19 protein-coding genes and 1 riboswitch are annotated in these 17,524 nt (G+C 73.2%); of the genes, 13 read left to right on the forward strand and 6 right to left on the reverse strand.

Features of this window, described 5'->3' with window-relative positions:
• Positions 1-32 precede the first annotated feature (32 nt).
• The gene (locus HGAM_RS02995; protein WP_019143987.1) at positions 33-647 is read left to right on the forward strand and encodes a DJ-1/PfpI family protein; all 615 of its coding nucleotides are present in this window, start codon (positions 33-35) and stop codon (positions 645-647) included.
• A gap of 40 nt (positions 648-687) precedes the next feature.
• The gene (locus HGAM_RS03000; protein WP_019143988.1) at positions 688-1,491 is read left to right on the forward strand and encodes an NAD-dependent protein deacetylase; all 804 of its coding nucleotides are present in this window, start codon (positions 688-690) and stop codon (positions 1,489-1,491) included.
• Positions 1,492-1,500: 9 nt separating this feature from the next.
• Here the strand turns inward: HGAM_RS03000 and HGAM_RS03005 are convergent, their stop codons facing one another.
• Positions 1,501-2,739 (reverse strand): epoxide hydrolase family protein, encoded by a 1,239-nt coding sequence (locus HGAM_RS03005; RefSeq protein ID WP_019143989.1) that lies wholly within the window; start codon positions 2,737-2,739, stop codon positions 1,501-1,503.
• Positions 2,732-3,199: a MarR family winged helix-turn-helix transcriptional regulator gene (locus tag HGAM_RS17415; protein ID WP_019143990.1), complete on the reverse strand. Its 468-nt coding sequence runs from the start codon at positions 3,197-3,199 to the stop codon at positions 2,732-2,734. Before HGAM_RS17415 ends, HGAM_RS03005 begins: the two co-directional genes overlap by 8 nt.
• A gap of 127 nt (positions 3,200-3,326) precedes the next feature.
• Between HGAM_RS17415 and HGAM_RS17420 the strand changes: the two genes are divergently transcribed.
• Genes HGAM_RS17420 through HGAM_RS17430 form a run of 6 tightly spaced genes read left to right on the forward strand, consistent with a single transcriptional unit; the run spans position 3,327 to position 8,802 of the window.
• Complete coding sequence (locus tag HGAM_RS17420; protein ID WP_019143991.1) at positions 3,327-4,106, forward strand: enoyl-CoA hydratase/isomerase family protein; 780 nt, start codon at positions 3,327-3,329, stop codon at positions 4,104-4,106.
• Between the two features lie 19 nt (positions 4,107-4,125).
• Positions 4,126-5,175, forward strand: coding sequence for an LLM class F420-dependent oxidoreductase (locus HGAM_RS03020; protein ID WP_019143992.1), 1,050 nt, complete (start codon positions 4,126-4,128; stop codon positions 5,173-5,175).
• Between the two features lie 3 nt (positions 5,176-5,178).
• Positions 5,179-6,282, forward strand: coding sequence for a CaiB/BaiF CoA transferase family protein (locus HGAM_RS03025; protein WP_019143993.1), 1,104 nt, complete (start codon positions 5,179-5,181; stop codon positions 6,280-6,282).
• 12 nt (positions 6,283-6,294) lie between these two features.
• A complete protein-coding gene (folP, locus tag HGAM_RS03030) occupies positions 6,295-7,167 on the forward strand; it encodes a dihydropteroate synthase (RefSeq protein ID WP_019143994.1) in 873 nt (290 codons plus the stop codon).
• On the forward strand, positions 7,160-8,035 hold the full coding sequence (locus HGAM_RS17425; RefSeq protein WP_020693621.1) for a glucosyl-3-phosphoglycerate synthase: 876 nt from the start codon (positions 7,160-7,162) through the stop codon (positions 8,033-8,035). The genes folP and HGAM_RS17425 overlap by 8 nt, the downstream gene beginning before the upstream one ends.
• Before the next feature lie 59 nt (positions 8,036-8,094).
• Complete coding sequence (locus HGAM_RS17430) at positions 8,095-8,802, forward strand: dihydrofolate reductase family protein (protein WP_019143996.1); 708 nt, start codon at positions 8,095-8,097, stop codon at positions 8,800-8,802.
• Between the two features lie 109 nt (positions 8,803-8,911).
• On the opposite strand, the gene serA is transcribed toward HGAM_RS17430, so the two are convergent.
• Complete coding sequence (gene serA / locus HGAM_RS03045) at positions 8,912-10,153, reverse strand: phosphoglycerate dehydrogenase (protein WP_049798180.1); 1,242 nt, start codon at positions 10,151-10,153, stop codon at positions 8,912-8,914.
• 46 nt (positions 10,154-10,199) lie between these two features.
• A riboswitch (ZMP/ZTP riboswitch) is annotated at positions 10,200-10,286 on the reverse strand.
• Positions 10,287-10,347: 61 nt separating this feature from the next.
• On the reverse strand, positions 10,348-10,782 hold the full coding sequence (locus tag HGAM_RS03050; protein WP_019143998.1) for a PaaI family thioesterase: 435 nt from the start codon (positions 10,780-10,782) through the stop codon (positions 10,348-10,350).
• A 142-nt stretch (positions 10,783-10,924) separates the two neighbouring features.
• On the opposite strand from HGAM_RS03050, the gene HGAM_RS03055 reads away from it, so the two are divergent.
• The 3 genes from HGAM_RS03055 to HGAM_RS03065 are packed head-to-tail and all read left to right on the forward strand — an operon-like array spanning position 10,925 to position 13,732.
• On the forward strand, positions 10,925-11,224 hold the full coding sequence (locus HGAM_RS03055) for a metal-sensitive transcriptional regulator (protein WP_019143999.1): 300 nt from the start codon (positions 10,925-10,927) through the stop codon (positions 11,222-11,224).
• Positions 11,225-11,249: 25 nt separating this feature from the next.
• A complete protein-coding gene (locus HGAM_RS03060; protein ID WP_019144000.1) occupies positions 11,250-11,486 on the forward strand; it encodes a heavy-metal-associated domain-containing protein in 237 nt (78 codons plus the stop codon).
• Positions 11,483-13,732, forward strand: a complete 2,250-nt coding sequence (locus HGAM_RS03065; RefSeq protein ID WP_019144001.1) for a heavy metal translocating P-type ATPase — start codon at positions 11,483-11,485, stop codon at positions 13,730-13,732. The genes HGAM_RS03060 and HGAM_RS03065 overlap by 4 nt, the downstream gene beginning before the upstream one ends.
• Here the strand turns inward: HGAM_RS03065 and HGAM_RS17435 are convergent.
• Entirely contained in the window at positions 13,729-14,343 is a 615-nt protein-coding gene (locus HGAM_RS17435) for a TetR/AcrR family transcriptional regulator (RefSeq protein WP_019144002.1), read from the reverse strand. The genes HGAM_RS03065 and HGAM_RS17435 overlap by 4 nt on opposite strands.
• Before the next feature lie 104 nt (positions 14,344-14,447).
• On the reverse strand, positions 14,448-15,125 hold the full coding sequence (npdG, locus tag HGAM_RS03075; RefSeq protein ID WP_019144003.1) for an NADPH-dependent F420 reductase: 678 nt from the start codon (positions 15,123-15,125) through the stop codon (positions 14,448-14,450).
• Between the two features lie 112 nt (positions 15,126-15,237).
• Here npdG and HGAM_RS03080 point away from each other — a divergent pair, with 112 nt between their 5' ends.
• Complete coding sequence (locus HGAM_RS03080) at positions 15,238-15,570, forward strand: YbaY family lipoprotein (RefSeq protein ID WP_019144004.1); 333 nt, start codon at positions 15,238-15,240, stop codon at positions 15,568-15,570.
• Positions 15,570-17,522, forward strand: coding sequence for an ABC transporter ATP-binding protein (locus tag HGAM_RS03085; protein ID WP_019144005.1), 1,953 nt, complete (start codon positions 15,570-15,572; stop codon positions 17,520-17,522). Before HGAM_RS03080 ends, HGAM_RS03085 begins: the two co-directional genes overlap by 1 nt.
• Positions 17,523-17,524: the final 2 nt, after the last annotated feature.

Genomic DNA, 17,524 nt, shown 5'->3' on the forward strand with positions numbered 1-17,524 from the left:
GCCGGAGCGTCCGGCTGGGCCAGGATGGGCGCATGACGTTTCCCTCCCCCTCCCCCACCCACGTCGCCATCGTCGTCTTCGACGAGGTCGAGGTGCTCGACTGCTGCGGCCCGTTCGAGGTCTTCTCCGTCGCCAACCGTGCTGCCGCCGGTCGCGGCGAGCCCGAGCCGTTCGTGGTCCGGATGGTCGCGGCCGACCGCGAGGTCGTCGCCCGCGGCGGCCTGGTGCTGCGCGCCCACGCCACGATCGACGAGGACCCGCCCGTGGACCTGCTCGTCGTGTCCGGCGGGGTCACCGACGCCGTCGAGAAGGACGCCCGCGTGACCGGCTGGGTCGCCCGCGTCCGTCCGCGGCTCACGACGTCCGTCTGCACCGGCGCGTTCGTGCTCGCCGAGGCCGGCGTGCTCACCGACCAGCAGGTCACGACCCACTGGGAGGACCAGCAGGCGCTCGCCGAGCGCTGGCCGTCGCTCACCGTGCTCGCCGACCGGCGCTGGGTGCGCGACGGCGACGTGCTCACGTCCGGCGGCATCTCGGCCGGTATCGACATGGCCCTGCACCTGGTCGAGGTCGTCGCCGGACGCGAGCTGGCCGAGGCCACCGCGCACCAGATGGAGTACCGCTGGAACGACGACCCGGCCGCCTGAGCCGCCGGGCGGCGCTGGTGCGGCGACCTACGCTGGGGGGGTGAGCATCGATGCCGTCGCGGACGTCCTGTCCGACAAGCGCTGGCTGGTGCTGACGGGGGCGGGCGTCTCCACGGACTCGGGCATCCCCGACTACCGCGGCCCGGACTCCCCGCCGCGCCACCCCATGACCTACCAGGAGTTCATCGCCACCCCCGAGGCGCGCCAGCGGTACTGGGCCCGCGCGCACGTCGGCTGGTCGAGCATGACCACCGCCGACCCGAACACCACCCACCGGCTGCTCGTCGCGCGCCAGCAGGCCGGTGGCCTCAGCGGCCTCATCACGCAGAACGTCGACGGGCTGCACGAGCGCGCCGGCCACCGCGACGTCGTCGACCTGCACGGCCGCATCGACCGGGTCGTCTGCCTGGACTGCGGCACCCGGTCGCCGCGCCAGCGGCTGCACGAGCGGCTGGTCACCCTCAACCCCGGCTACGCCGAGCGCTCGGCGGTGATCGCCCCCGACGGCGACGCCGTGCTCGAGGAGACGTCCGACTTCGTCGTCGCGTCTTGCGAGGTGTGCGGCGGCCGGCTCAAGCCCGACGTCGTGTTCTTCGGCGAGTCCGTGGCCAAGCCGGTCGTCGAGCACTGCTTCTCGCTCGTCGAGGACGCCGAGGTGCTGCTGGTGCTCGGCTCCTCGCTGCAGGTCATGAGCGGGCTGCGGTTCGTCCGCCGCGCGGCCAAGGTCGGGGTCCCGGTCGTCATCGTCAACCGCGGCACGACCCGCGGGGACGAGCTGGCCACGGTGAAGCTCGAGGCCGGCGTCGCCGAGACGCTGACCGCCCTGGAGCCCGTCCGGGTCTGACCGGAGCCGTCAGGCCCGCGGCCGGTGCGGACGCATCGTGCGCCGCAGGTCGTCGGTCCACTCCTCGGGCAGCTCCCACGGGATGAAGTGCCCGCCGCGCGGGTGGGCCGTCACGTTCTCGAGCCGGTACCAGTCGGCCCGCTCACCGGCCAGGAAGCCCGCGACCCGCTCCTCGGGCGTGCTGACGCCCGGCGGGTCCTCGTGAGCGACGAAGGTGACACCGGTCGGCGCCTCGACGACCGGCCACCGGTCGTGCGACGGCGTCCAGGGGTGGCGGTTGTTGTTGGCGTAGGTGCGCATGGAGCTGGCGATCGAGCCACCCGCCCAGATGATCGTCGCGTGGGTCAGCAGGTCGTCGCGCGAGAAGACCTGGCCCAGGTCACCGTCGTGGTCGGACCAGCGGTCCCAGCGCTCCAGCACCCAGGCCAGCATGCCCACTGGCGAGTCCTGCAGCGCGTAGCCCAGGGTGGCCGGGGCCAGCACCTGCGCCGAGAGGTGCACGGCGAAGCGCCGCTCGAGCTCGATGACCCGGTCGCGGACCGCGTCCGGCACGCCCTCGGGGAGCGGACGGCCGCCGGTGACGTCCCAGGCCCGGTCGCCGGTGAACAGGTCGAGCCGCTGGGCCGAGCCGATGTGGATGGCGTGCAGGGCGTCGGCGTGCCGGTGGCCGAGCTGACCGGTGATCAGTGCTCCCACGTCGCACCCGGCCGCCGCGTAGCGCTCGTGGCCCAGGACCCCGGTCATGAGCTCGTGGAAGATCTCGGCGATGCGCCAGAAGCTCAGGTCCGGGTGCCGGTCGACCGGTGTGGAGAACCCGAAGCCGGGCAGGGACGGCACGATCACGTCGAACGCGTCCGCGGGGTCGCCCCCGTGGGTCCCCGGGTCCGCCAGCCGGTCGACGACCTTGGACCAGTGCCAGAACGTCCACGGCCAGCCGTGGCTCAGCAGGAGCGGGACCGGCGCGGGGCCGACCCCGCGCCGGCGCATGAAGTGGACCGGCACGCCGTCCACCTGGACCCGGTGGTGCTCGTAGGCGTTGATCGCCCGCTCGGCCGCGCGCCAGTCGAAGCCGTCGGCCCAGTACTCCACGAGCGGCTGCAGCACCGCCCGCCGGACCCCGTACCCGCCGTCGTCGTTGGCCGGGTCGTCCGGCCACCGCGTCGCGTGCAACCGGCGGCGCAGGTCGTCGAGCACCGCGTCCGGGACGTGCACGGAAGTCGGATCGAGCTCGTGGATCGGCTCAGTCATCGTCTCGCTCCTCGTCGTGTGGGACACCGGGACGGCCCGCCACGGCGAGCCGCTCGAGCACGGCGGTCGCCGCGAGCAGGGTCGCCCGCTCCTCGTCGGTGGCGTGCCGCAGCAGCCCCTCCAGGCCATCCACGCGGCTGTCGTGCCGCGACCGGACCACGTCCTGGCCGGTGGCGGTCACCTCGACCAGCGACGCGCGTCCGTCGGCCGGGTCGGGCCGGCGGCGCACCAGGCCGTCGCGCTCGAGCCGGTCGACCGCCGACGTCAGCGCCGGCTGCTTGATCTGCTCGGTCCTCACCAGGTCGGTGATCCGCATCGGCCCGCGCCGCGACAGCGTGTGCACCACGGACAGGGCGGAGAACCCGAGCCCGGCGGGCTCGGGCAGCCGGATGAACACGGCGTTGAAGTCCTCGAGCGCGCGGGCGAAGCGGCTGAGGGCGGAGGGGGACGGAACGGCCACGGGACATTTATATCGAAGTTCGATGTAAATGTCCCGTGGCCTCGGCGCCCACGTCGCCCGCCCACCCAGCGGGACGGGGGTGTGTCCGTCGACACACCGTGACAGCGCTTCTGGCACGATGCGAGCCATGAGCTCCTCGGTCACCCGGCACGGCCGCGTGCTGCGCCTCGTCCTGTCCGACGCCGCGACCGGCAACGCCCTCGACTTCGGCCGGGTCGCCGAGGCCAAGGCGGCGCTCGAGCAGCTGGACCCCGCCGAGACCGGTGCCGTGCTGCTCGCCGCCGACGGCCCGCACTTCTCCACCGGCGGCAACGTGCACGCGTTCGCGGCCGCCGCCGACCGGCACGCGCACGTCCACGACGCCGCCGACGGCCTGCACGACTTCGTCCGCGTGCTCGACGCCGTGACCGTCCCCGTCGTGGCCGGGGTGCCCGGCTGGGCCGCCGGAGCCGGCATGAGCCTGGTGCTGCTCGCCGACGTCCGCATCGGCGGCACCCGCACGCGCCTCAAGCCGGCCTACCCCGGCATCGGCTACACCCCCGACGGCGGCATGACCCACACGCTGACCCGCCAGGTCGGCGAGGCCAAGGCCCGCGAGCTCGTGCTCACCAACGCCACGATCGACGCCGAGACCGCCGAGCGGCTCGGCATCCTGTCGCGCGTCGTGGCCGACGACGAGATCGCCGACGAGGCCCTGGCCGCGGCCACCGCGCTCGCCGAGGGTCCCACCGAGGCCTACGGACGCATCCGCACGCTGTTCCGCGAAGGACGCGCGCGGTCGTTGTCCGACCAGCTCGACGCCGAGTCCGACTCGATCGCCGACAGCTCCACCAGCCTGGCCGGCCTCGAGGGCGTGGACGCCTTCGTCGCCGGACGTCCCGCCCAGTGGCCGTCGGCCACGTCCTGACCTACCGAGAGGAACCGCCATGCGCCTGGGCATGCAGCTCGACTACTCCGCCGGATTCAAGGAGGCCGTCGCCGACATCCAGCGGCTCGAGGCCGCCGGGCTCGACACGGTGTTCGCCGCCGAGCTCTACAGCTACGACTCGATCAGCCAGCTGGGCTACATCGCGGCCAAGACCGAGACGGTGAAGATCGCCACCGGCATCGTCAACATCTACTCGCGCACGCCTGCGCTGCTCGCCATGACCGCGGCCGGCCTGGACTACATCTCCGACGGCCGGTTCATCCTCGGCCTCGGCGCGTCCGGCCCGCAGGTCGTCGAGGGCTTCCACGGCGTGCCCTACGACGCGCCGATCGGGCGCACCCGCGAGGTCATCGAGATCTGCCGCAAGGTGTGGCGCCGCGAGCCGCTGACCTACGACGGGAAGTTCTACCAGCTGCCGCTGCCCGCCGAGCAGGGCACGGGCCTGGGCAAGCCGCTCAAGCTGATCAACCACCCGCTGCGCGCCGACATCCCCGTGATGCTGGCGGCGATGGGCCCCAAGAACGTCGCCCTGGCCGCCGAGCTGTGCGAGGCGTGGGAGCCGATCTTCTTCCACACCGGCAAGGCTATGGACGTCTTCGGGCCGTCGCTGGAGAAGGGCCGGGCGAAGCGCTCGGCCGACCTCGCGCCGCTGGAGATCTACGTCGACGCGCCGGCCTACATCGGCACCGACGAGGGCAAGGCCGTCGAGGAGGTCAAGCACCGCCTGGCGCTGTACGTGGGCGGCATGGGCGCGAAGGGCAAGAACTTCTACCACGACCTGGCCACCCGTTACGGGTACGGCGAGGAGGCCGACAAGATCCAGGACCTGTACCTGTCGGGCAAGAAGGTCGAGGCCGCCGCGGAGGTGCCCGAGGAGTTCGCGCGCTCGATCTCGCTCATCGGCAGCGAGACCGACGTCGCCGAGCAGCTGGCCGCGTTCGAGCGCGCCGGCGTCAGCACGATCCTGGTCAGCCCCGTGGGCGACGCCAACCGCGACGCGGACGCACGCCTGCGCCTCGTCGAGCAGATCAACGAGCTGAAGGGCTGACCCGTGGCCGGACCCCTCGCAGGCGTCAGGGTCGTCGAGCTCGGCGGCATCGGACCGGGCCCGCACGCGGCCATGATGCTGGGCGACCTCGGCGCGGACGTCGTGCGCGTCGAGCGCCCGGCCGGCGGCCTGGACGTCACCGGCGGCCAGGGCGGCGACCACCTCATGCGCAGCCGCCGCTCGGTCGGCCTGAACCTCAAGGACGAGACCGACAAGGCGACCCTGCTCGCCCTGGTCGAGAAGGCCGACGTCGTCGTCGAGGGCTTCCGCCCCGGGGTCGCCGAGAAGCTGGGCATCGGCCCGGACGTGTGCCTGGAGCGCAACCCGCGGCTGGTCTACGCGCGCATGACCGGCTGGGGCCAGACCGGCCCGATGGCCCACCTGGCCGGCCACGACATCAACTACATCGGCCTCACCGGCGCGCTGCACGCGATCGGCACCGCCGACAAGCCGGTGCCGCCGGTCAACCTGCTCGGCGACTTCGGCGGCGGCTCGATGCTGCTGGTGCAGGGCGTCCTGGCGGCGCTCGTCGAGCGGGGCACGTCCGGCCAGGGGCAGGTCGTGGACGCCGCCATCGTCGACGGCACGTCCAACCTCATGCAGTTCGTGTGGGCGCTCAAGGCGATCGGCCTGTGGCAGGACGCTCGTGGGGTCAACCTGCTCGACGGCGGCGCCCCGTTCTACGACACCTACCGCTGCAGCGACGGCGGCTGGATGGCCGTGGGGTCGCTCGAGCCGCAGTTCTACGCGCTGCTGCTCGACGGCCTGGGCCTCGACCCGGCCGAGCTCCCGCAGCAGATGGACCCGACCGGCTGGCCGCGGCTGCGCGAGGTCTTCACCGAGACGTTCGCGTCGCGCACCCGCGACGAGTGGACCAAGGTCTTCGCCGGCACCGACGCGTGCGTCACCCCGGTGCTGACGATGGAGGAGGCCGCGCAGGACGAGCACCTGCGCGCCCGGGGCACGATCGTCGACGTCAACGGCGCCACCCAGTCCGGCCCGGCACCGCGGTTCTCGCGCACGGCGCCGGACGCGCCCACGCCGCCGCCGGTGCCCGGACGCGACAACGACGCCGTGCTGAGCGACTGGGGCGTCGGGTCCGCCTGACACAATGACGAGGTGAGTGTCGACCTGACCTTCCGGGGGCGCCGGGTCGTGCGCGACCGGGCGCTGGTCATGGCCATCCTCAACCGCACGCCCGACTCGTTCTACGACAAGGGCGCCACGTTCGAGGACGCCGCCGCGATCGAGGCCGCGCACCGGCTCGTCGCCGAGGGCGCCGACGTCCTCGACATCGGCGGCGTGAAGGCCGGGCCCGGCGACGACGTCGACGAGACCGAGGAGATCCGCCGCACGGTGGGCTTCGTCGAGCGCGTCCGCGCCGAGCTGCCCGACGTGGTCATCAGCATCGACACCTGGCGCGCATCGGTCGGCCGGGCCGCCATCGAGGCCGGCGCGGACCTGCTCAACGACACCTGGCAGGGCGCCGACCCCGGCCTGGTCGACGTGGCCGCCGAGCTCGGCGCCGGGTTCGTGTGCTCGCACACCGGTGGCGCGGTGCCCCGCACGCGGCCGTTCCGCGTGGCCTACGACGACGTCGTGGCCGACGTGGTCGCCGAGACCACCGCCGCGGCCGAGCGCCTGGTCGCCCGCGGGGTGCCACGCGAGGGCATCCTCATCGACCCCACCCACGACTTCGGCAAGAACACCTGGCACGGGCTGGAGCTGCTGCGCCGGGCCGACGAGCTCGTCGCTACCGGATGGCCGGTGCTCATGGCGCTGAGCAACAAGGACTTCGTCGGCGAGACGCTCGGCGGACTGCCGCCGGCCGAGCGCGGCGAGGGCACGCTCGCGGCCACCGCGCTGGCGGCGCACGCCGGGGCGGCGATGTTCCGCTCGCACGATGTCGGCGGCACCCGCCGGGTGCTCGAGCTGGTCGCCAGCGTGCGCGGCGACCGCCCGCCCGGACGTGTGGTGCGCGGTCTTGCCTGACCTCGACCCCGCTCGCGCCTGGCTGGCGCGACGCACCTACCCGCGCGCCGAGCACGACACCGCCGCCCTGGTCGCCGCCAAGGCGGGCCGGCGCACGTCCGTGCTGCTCCCGGCCCGCAACGAGGGCGAGACGCTCGGTCCGATCCTGCGCGACCTCGCCCGGCTGACCGCCTCCGGGCTGGTCGACGAGGTGCTGGTCGTCGACTCGCGCTCGTCCGACGGCACCGCCGCGGTCGCTCGGGAGGCCGGCGTGCGCGTCGTCGAGGTGCCCGCCGACGGCCCCGACCTCGGCAAGGGCGGCGCGATGCGCGCCGGGCTCGCCGCCATGACCGGCGACCTGGGCGTGTTCCTTGACGCCGACGTCGAGGGCGGCGCCGCGGCGTTCGCCACCGCGCTGCTCGCTCCCCTGCTGGCCGACCCGGCGCTGGTGCTGGTCAAGGGCTTCTACCGGCGGCCGGGCAGCGGCGGTCGGGTCACCGAGCTCGTCGCCCGACCCCTGCTCAGCCGGCACGAGCCGCGGCTGTCCGGCCTAATGCAGCCACTGTCGGGCGAGGCGGGCTTCCGCCGCGACGCACTGCTGCGGCTGCCGCTCGTCTCGGGCTACGGCGTCGAGACCGGCATGCTGCTGTCGGTCCTGCGCGCCCACGGCCTGGACGCGCTGGGCCAGGTCGACCTCGGCGAGCGCCGCCACCGCTCGCAGGACCTCGTCGCGCTCGGCGCCATGGCCCTGCAGGTGCAGGCCGCCCACGACCTCGTCACCGGTGGCGCCGACGTGGTCGAGGACGACCACGTGACGTTCGCCGGCGAGCCGCCCGAGCTGGTGGCCCACCGCGTCGTCACCCGGCTGCTGCCGCCGATCGACGCCTGAGCCCGCTCGTCCTCCCCTAGTCCGCGGCACAGCCGGGCGGTCGGGGCTACGCTCGCGGCATGTCCGTGCTGACCCCCGACCAGCTGGCCGCGCTGTACGACTTCCCGGCCGAGGCCGACCGACGGCCGTGGGTGCGCACGATGTTCGTGGCCACCCTCGACGGCGCGGCCGCGGACCCGTCCGGCCGCTCGGGGTCGCTCGGCGGCGAGGCCGACACCGCGGTGTTCCACGTGGCACGGTCGCTGGCCGACGTCGTGCTCGTGGGGGCGGGCACGGCGCGGGCCGAGGGCTACGGTCCGGCGGAGTTCGACGCGGACGCCGCCGAGCGCCGGTCCCGGCACCACCGCGATGCTGCGCTGCCGATCGCCGTGGTCTCGCGCCGGCTCGACGTCCCCGAGCCCCTGCTCGTGCCCGGCACGCTCGTGGTGACCACCGCCGACGCCCCGCGGCGCGAGCGCGACCGGCTGGCCGAGACCGTCGAGGTGCTGGCGCACGGCGAGGGACGCGTGCACTGGCGCCGCGTGCTGGCCGACCTCGCCGAGCGCGGCCTTCGCCGGGTCCAGTGCGAGGGCGGGCCGAGCCTGCACGGCGAGCTCGTCGGCGAGGACCTGGTGGACGAGCTGTGCCTGACCGTCGCGCCGGTGCTCACCACCGGCGACGCGCCGCGCATCGCCCACGGCGGCGACCCGGTCGACCGGCCCATGACCCTGGCCCACTGCGTCCCGGCCGGCGACGTCCTGCTCACCCGCTGGCTCCGCGCCCACTGACCACCACCGCGCCCGTCGGTTTCCCTGGGGCCCCAGGGAAACCGACAGGACCCCGGGAAGCATCCCGGGGTCCTGTCAGGTTGCCGGGGGTCTCGCCCCCCGACGCAGCTCAGCTCAGCTGGCGCAGGCGCACCGTCTCGGGCATGGACGCCAGCTCGGCCAGCACGTCGGGGCCGACCTCGGCCGCGACCTCGGTGATGACGTAGCCGACCTCACCGCGCGTGCTGAGCGACTGCGACTCGATGTTGACCTCGTGGTCGCCGAGGATGCCGTTGATGCGGGCGAGCACGCCCGGCGCGTTCTGGTGCAGGTGCGCCAGGCGGTGCCGCTGGCCGTCGCTCTTGAGCGTGATCTCGGGCAGGTTCACGCTCAGCGACGTGCCGCCGAACGCGGTGTACGTGCGCAGCTTCGAGGCGACGAAGCGGCCGATGTCCTGCTGCGCCTCCTCGGTCGAGCCACCCACGTGCGGGGTGAGGATCACGTTGGCCAGCCCCTGCAGCTCGGACACGAACGGGTCGCCCTGGGCCTTCGGCTCCACCGGGAAGACGTCCAGCGCGGCCCCGGCGATGTGGCCGGACTCGATGTGCTGGCGCAGCGCGGCGGTGTCGACGGCGATGCCGCGCGACAGGTTGAGGAACAGCGAGCGCGGCTTCATGCGGCGCATCTCCTCGTCGCCGAACAGGCCGGCGTTGCCCGGACGTCCGTCGACGTGCAGCGTGACGACGTCGGAGACCTCGAGCAGCTCCTCCAGCGTCGAGCAGCGACGCGCGTTGCCGAGCGCGAGCTTGTCGTCGATGTCGTAGAAGACGACCGACATGCCCAGCGCCTCGGCGACGACCGACAGCTGGCTGCCGATGTTGCCGTAGCCGACGATGCCGACCGTGCGGCCGCGCACCTCGTGGCTGCCGGCGGCGGACTTGTTCCACACGCCCGCGTGCATGCTCGTCGACTTCTCGTGCAGGCGGCGCGCGAGCGAGATGATCTCGGCGATCGCCAGCTCGACGACGCTGCGCGTGTTGGAGTACGGCGCGTTGAACACGGCGACGCCGTGGCGCGTGGTGGCGGCCAGGTCGATCTGGTTCGTGCCGATGCAGAAGGCGCCGATGGCGAGCAACGAGTCGGCGGCCTGCAGCACCTTCTCGGTGATGTAGGTCGTCGAGCGGATGCCGAGCACGTGGACGCCGGCGATCTTCTCGATCAGCTCGTCCTCGGACAGCGCCCGGGTCATCGTCTCGACCTGGTAGCCCTTGCCGCGCAGGAAGTCGGCTCCGTCGGCGTGGATGTTCTCCAGCAGCAGGACGCGGACCTCGGCGTCGTCGACGCGCTCGGGCAGGGTGGACGTGGCGGTCATGCTCATCATCATGGCGGAACTCCTCCAGTCAGCGGTCAGCGGCTGACGTGGGGGCCCAGGCGTACGGTCCCGCGGTCGATCGTCAGCTGCTCCCTGGTGGTAGACCACCTCAACGCCAGTCGCAGCTGCGTGATTCCCAGTCTACGGGACGCTCGGCGGGCGCCCGGACGTCCGTCCGAGCGCCGGACCGGCCGTCAGGACTCGGTGGGCGTCCGCCCGGCGAACATGGCGATCGCCTCCGACGGGACCTCCTGCTCGAGGTTCGCCAGGCGCACCTGCCCCTGGGCGACGAGCCGGCCGTCGGGGCCGACGGTGTCCAGGTGCCACAGCTGCTGGGAGCGGCCGCGGTGGATCGGCGTCGCCGTCGTGGTGACGGTGTCGCCGACCTTGGCCTGGCGGATGAAGTCGGTGGAGTTGTTCGTCCCGACCACGACGCCCTTGGTGCCGAGCCACACCTGGCCGGCGATGCTCGCGGTCGACTCGTGGACGGCGCAGTAGACGCCGCCGTGCGGGATGCCGAAGGGCTGCAGGTGCTGCTCGCCGAGGGTCAGCCGCACGACGACCTTGTCCGGGCCGACCTCCACGTGCTCGACGCCGAGGATGCCGTCCAGTCCGGGGTTCTGAGTCATGTCCGCACCCTAGCCAGGACCCCGATCCGCCGGAACGCGACGTGGGTAGGGGTTCCTGATCCCGGTCGAGGGACGGCCGCGGCGCCCGCTTGAATCCGATACCCCCCGGGGGTATGTTCGAGAGCGAGCGAAGGAGCCCGACATGGATCACGACCACCAGCACCCCGGATACAGCGACGACAAGGCCGCCGTCCTCAAGCGGCTGCGCCGCGTCGAGGGACAGGTGCGCGGCCTCACGCGCATGGTCGAGGAGGACACGTACTGCATCGACGTCCTCACCCAGGTCGCGGCGACCACCAAGGCGCTCGAGGCCGTCGCACTGAAGCTGCTCGAGGAGCACCTGGCCCACTGCGTCGTCGACGCGGCACGCGCCGGGGGTCCCGAGGCCGACATCAAGGTCAAGGAAGCCACCGACGCCATCGCGCGCCTGGTCCGCTCCTGACGCCCACCACCGAGAGGACATCACCATGAGCACCAGCACCTACCGCGTCACCGGCATGACCTGCGGCCACTGCGTCAGCGCGGTCACCGAGGAGATCAGCGCGCTGCCCGGTGTCACCGACGTCGCCGTCGACCTCGTGAAGGGCGGCACGTCCACCGTCACGGTCACCAGCGACGCCGGCCTGGACGAGTCCGCGGTCGCCGGAGCGGTCGACGAGGCCGGGTACGCCCTGGCCGGACCGCGCGACCTCCCGCTCGCATGAGCACCGAGCCGCAGGTCGTCCCGGACGCCACGGGACTGGACCTGGTCACGCACCGGCTGGACGTGCACGGCATGAGCTGCACGTCCTGCGCGGCCCGCGTGGAGAAAAAGCTGAACAGGCTCGACGGCGTCCACGCGACCGTCAGCTACGCCACCGAGAAGGCCGTCGTGCAGGCGCCGGCGGACGTCGACGTCGAGACGCTGCTGGGCACCGTGCGGGCCACCGGCTACGAGGCGAGCGTCCGGCCCGACCCGCACGCCCACCACCAGCACGGCGACGAGCACGCCGGGCACGACATGTCCGACGGCGGGCTGCACGGTCCGGCGTCCCTGCTGAAGCGGCTCAAGGTCGCCACGGTGCTGACCGTGCCGGTCGTGCTCCTGTCGATGGTGCCGGCCCTCCAGTTCGACTACTGGCAGTGGGTCGCGCTCGCGCTGGCCACGCCCGTGGTGCTGTGGTCGGCCTACCCCTTCCACCACGCGGCCGTGCTCAACGCCCGCCACCGTGCCGTCACGATGGACACCCTGGTCAGCCTGGGCGTCGGGGCGGCGTACCTGTGGTCGGTCGTCGCGCTGGTCCTCGGCGACGCCGGCATGGTCGGCATGACGATGGAGTGGCAGTGGCTCTCGCGCGGCGGCGGGCTGCACGAGATCTACCTCGAGGTCGCCACCGCGGTGACCGTCTTCATCCTGGCCGGCCACTACCTTGAGGCCGGGGCCAAGAAGAAGGCCGGCGCCGCCCTGCGCGCCCTCATGGACCTGGGCGTCCGCGAGGTCACCGTGCTGCGCGGCGGCGTCGAGCAGCAGGTCTCGCCCGACCAGCTCGGCGTCGGCGACCGCTTCGTCGTGCGCCCCGGTGAGCGCATCGCCACCGACGGCGTCGTCGAGGAGGGCGCGTCCGGTGTCGACGAGTCGATGCTCACCGGCGAGTCCGTGCCGGTCGACGTCGCGCCGGGCGACACCGTCACCGGCTCCACGGTCAACCAGGGCGGACGGCTCGTCGTCCGCGCCACGGCCGTCGGCGCCGACACCCAGCTGGCGCAGATGGCGCGGCTGGTCGAGGACGCGCAGGACGGGAAGGCCGACGTGCAGCGCCTGGCCGACCGCGTGTCGGCGTGGTTCGTCCCGGCGGTCATCGTCGTCGCGCTGCTGACCCTCGCCGGCTGGCTGCTGCTCAGCGGCGACGTCACCGCGGCGTTCACCGCGGCCGTCGCGGTGCTGATCATCGCCTGCCCCTGTGCCCTGGGCCTGGCCACGCCGACCGCGCTCATGGTCGGCACCGGCCGCGGCGCCCAGCTGGGCATCCTGATCAAGGGCCCGCAGGTGCTGGAGTCCACCCGGCGCGTCGACACGGTCGTGCTCGACAAGACCGGCACCGTCACCACCGGTGAAATGAGCGTGGTGGACGTCAGCACGGCATCCGGCGTCGACGAGGCACGGCTGCGCCAGGTCGCGGCGACGCTCGAGCACGCCTCGGAGCACCCGGTCGCCCGGGCCGTCGCGACGCTCGCGACGCCGGGCCAGGTGACCGACTTCGCCAACCTCGCGGGCCAGGGCGTCAGCGGCTCCGTGGACGGCGCGCTCGCGCTGGCCGGCCGTCCATCGTGGCTGGTCGAGCAGGGCATCGACGTGCCCGAGGAGCTCGCCCGCACCCTCGGCACGACGGTGGCCGTCGCCCACGACGGCGTGCTGCTCGGCACGATCACCGTGGCCGACACGGTCAAGGAGTCCTCGCGCCAGGCCGTCGCCGACCTGCGCCGGCTGGGCCTGGAGCCCGTGCTGCTGACAGGCGACCGGCGCGCCGTCGCCGAGGCGGTCGCGGCCGAGGTGGGCATCGAGCAGGTGCACGCCGAGGTGACCCCCGAGCGCAAGCTCGAGGTCGTCCGCGAGCTGCAGGCGTCCGGCCGGGTCGTCGCGATGGTCGGCGACGGGGTCAACGACGCCGCCGCCTTGGCCGGTGCCGACCTCGGCCTGGCGATGGGCACCGGCACGGACGTGGCCATCCAGGCCTCGGACCTCACGCTGGTCAAGGGTGACCTCGCGACCGCCGTGGACGCGGTGCGGCTCTCCCGGGCCACGCTGCGCACCATCAAGGGCAACCTGTTCTGGGCGTTCGCCTACAACGTCGCGGCGATCCCGCTGGCGGTGGCCGGGCTGCTCAACCCGATGGTCGCGGGCCTGGCGATGGCGTTCAGCTCGGTGTTCGTGGTGACCAACAGCCTGCGGCTGCGCCGGTTCGGCCGCTAGGTCCGGGCGACGGCCCGCAGGATGAACGCGACCACGTGGTCCTCGTCGGCCTCGGTGGGCGCGACCTCCTCGCGGGCCAGTCGCTCGACCCGGTTCAGCAGCACCGCCGCCGCGGCGTGCGTGTCGCGGGTCGGGTCCTGCGTGCCGAGCGCGAGGGCCGGCACGACGAACAGCTTGGCGAAGGCGTCCTCGAGCGACTGACGGCCGCGCGCGACCGGCGGCGCCGTGGCCAGCAGGGTGTGCATCCGGTTCGCTCCCCCGACCGCCGCGAGGTCGGCCAGCACCGCCGCCACGGCGGCGCGGATCTTGCCGCGGCTTCCGGCCTGGTCAGCCATCCGCTGCTGGGCGTGGGCGACGATGCGCCGGACGTCGTCCTCGACCACGGCGGTCACGAACGCGTCCTTGCCGGCGAAGTAGCGGTAGAAGGCGTCGATCGAGACGCCCGCCTCCCGGACGACGTCGGCGACCTTGACCGGCTCGCCGCGGCGCAGCGTGTCGCGGCCGATCTCGACCAGCCGGGCCACCTCGGCCTCGGCGATCTCGGCTCGTCCGTTGAGCCCGCGGCGCACCGCCTGCTCGGTGATCTCGGTGAAGTCACCCGTCTCGGTCATCCTGACCTCCTCCGCCCGCGGCCCGGGATCCCAGGGCCGAATGTCCTTCGGAAGAGCAAGAATACCGTTCTGGCGGACCTCTCCGCCATCCGAACCGGTGGTCGTCAGACGTCGGTGACGCGCACGCCCGCGTGCGCCTTGTAGCGGCGGTTGATCGCGATCAGGTTCGCGGTGAGCGCCTCGACCTGGTGGGCGTTGCGCTTGCGTCCGCCGTACACGCCGCGCACGCCCGGGATGGTCGCGGCCAGCGCTTGCACCAGGTCGGTCGCCTCGCGGTCGTCGTCGCCCAGGACGAGGACGTCGGTGTCGACGCTCGTGACCTCGGGGTCGTCCAGCAGCACCGCGCTGACGTTGTGGAAGGCGCCCACGACCCGGCTGTCGGTGAGGATCGCGGCGGCCTGCTCGGTCGCCGACCCCTCCTCCACCTTCAGCGCGAACGGACCCTGCTTGTCGAAGCCGAGCGGGTTCACGCAGTCGACGACGATCTTGCCGTCGAGCTGGGGCTTGAGCTCGGTCAGCAGCTCGCGGTGCCCGTCCCAGGGGACCACCACCAGCACCACGTCGCCGGCGGCCGCGGCGTCGGCGTTGGCCGCGCCGGTGACGTCGCCGCCGGTCGCCTCGGCCAGCTCGGCGGCGGTCGCCACGGCCTTCTCGGCGCTGCGACTGCCGAGCACGACGCGCACGCCGGCGGTCGCGAAGCGGCGGGCCAGGCCCCGGCCCTGCGGACCGGTGCCGCCCAGGACGGCCACGGTCCCGAAGTCGGGTGCGGGCTGCTCGGTCACGTCGTGCTCCTCTCGACAGGTGCCTGAAGGCTGTCACATGCGCGGACGCGCCGCGACGGGTGCCCGACGGCGTGGCCAGGCGGCGCGCGCACCACCGCACTACGATCGGGACGTGACCAACGACCCCACGCGCCCCTCCGTCCTCACCGTCCCCGTCACGGTGACGATCCCCGAGCGGGTCGGCCTCGGTGGCGGCGCCGTCGTGACCGTGAAGCTCGTCGACTCCAAGAGCGAGGTGCTCGCGGCCACCAGCGTCGAGACCACGTCGACCCCGGTCGAGGTCACGCTGCAGGTCGACGTCGCCGACGTCCGCAACCCCCAGCGCCTGTTCCTGTGGGGCCGGCTCAACAGCACCGTCGGCGTGTGGGGCACCGTCGAGCTGAAGAAGGTCCGCGACGACGAGACCGAGCTCATGCTCACCCGGGTGGGCGGCGCCGGAGACTGATGCCCCGGCCCAGCCCCGTCGTCACCCACCTGACGAAGGACGACCTGCGCAACGACGAGCCGGTCGTCCCCCGCATCGCCCGGCTGCTGCGCCCCTACCGCGGACGCATCGGCCTGGTGCTCGTCGCGGTCGTCGTCGCGGCGGCGCTCACGTCGCTCGTGCCGTTCCTGACGCGGGCGATCTTCGACGACGCGCTCTTCCCGCTCGACGGCGGCGCGCCGGACCTGCACCTGCTGGGCCTGCTCGTGGCCGCGATGTGCGTCATCCCGGTCGTCACGGCGCTCATCGGCATCGGGCAGAACTGGCTGACGTCCACGATCGGCAACTCGGCGATGGCCGACCTGCGGGGCGACCTGTTCGCCCACCTGCAGAAGATGGAGCTGGCGTTCTTCACCGCCACCAAGACCGGCGCCATCCAGTCACGCCTGGCCAACGACGTCGCGGGCGTCCGCACGGTGCTCACCGACACCGCCACGACGATCGTGCAGAACTCGGTCACCGTCGTCGCCGCCGTGGTGTCGATGCTGCTGCTGTCGTGGCAGCTGACCCTGCTGACCCTCGTGCTGATGCCGCTGTTCGTCTGGATCCAGCTGCAGGTCGGCCGCCGCCGCCAGCGGCTCGCGCGCCGCACGCAGGAATCGCTGTCGGAGATGACCGCGATCACCGAGGAGGCGCTGAGCGTCTCGGGCATCCTGCTGTCGAAGGTGTTCAACCGCGCCGACTCCGAGGTCGCGCGCTACCGCGAGGCCAACCGCGAGCAGACCCGGCTGCAGGTCGAGCAGGCCATGACCGGCCGGACGTTCTTCGCGACGGTGCAGACCTTCTTCGCCATCACCCCGGCCCTCATCTACCTCGTCGCCGGCCTGCTCATCACCGGGCGCCTGCCCGGCGGCGAGGACGCGCTGACCGCGGGCACGCTGGTGGCGTTCACGACCCTGCAGTCGCGGCTGCAGATGCCGCTGCTGCAGCTCATGCGCGTCACGCTGGACGTCCAGACGTCGCTGGCGCTGTTCCGCCGCATCTTCGAGTACCTCGACCTGGAGCCGTCGATCACCGAGCGTCCCGGCGCGGTGGCGCTCGACCCCGCCACCCTGCGCGGCCGGGTCGAGCTGCGCGACGTGTCGTTCCGCTACCCCGAGCCGCGCGAGCTGACCGGCACCAGCCGCCGCGCGCGCTTCGACGACGCCGGGCCGCAGGAGCGCATCGAGGACCCGGACGCCGTCCAGGGCTCCGGCTGGGCGCTGCGCCACGTCTCCCTGGTCGTCGAGCCCGGGCAGCTGGCCGCGCTCGTCGGGCCGTCCGGCTCGGGCAAGACCACGGCGTCCTACCTGGTGCCGCGCTTCTACGACGTCACCGAGGGCCAGGTGCTCATCGACGGGCACGACGTGCGCGACCTGACGCTCTCGTCGCTGGCCGACACCGTCGGCATGGTGACCCAGGAGCCGTACCTGTTCCACGGCACCATCCGCGAGAACATCGCCTACGCCAAGCCCGGCGCGAGCGCGGCACAGATCGAGCAGGCGGCGCGCGACGCCAACATCCACGACCGGATCATGAGCTTCCCCGAGGGCTACGAGACGGTCACCGGCGAGCGCGGCTACCGCCTCTCCGGCGGCGAGAAGCAGCGGCTGGCCATCGCCCGGGTGCTGCTCAAGGACCCGTGCATCCTCATCCTCGACGAGGCCACCAGCGCGCTGGACACCGAGACCGAGCGGCTCGTGCAGGAGGCGCTGGAGCGCGCCACCCACGAGCGCACCACGATCGCCATCGCCCACCGGCTCTCGACCATCCGCAAGGCCGACGTCATCTACGGCCTCGAGGACGGTCAGCTCGTCGAGGCGGGCACGCACGACGACCTGCTCGAGAACGAGGAGGGCCTCTACGCCCGCCTCTACCGCGAGCAGCTCACCAAGCCCCAGCCCGCCGGGCCTCGCGCCGACGTCCCGCTCTGAGC

It is taken from the genome of Aeromicrobium massiliense JC14, assembly GCF_000312105.1.
GTDB classification, from domain to species: Bacteria; Actinomycetota; Actinomycetes; order Propionibacteriales; family Nocardioidaceae; genus Aeromicrobium; species Aeromicrobium massiliense.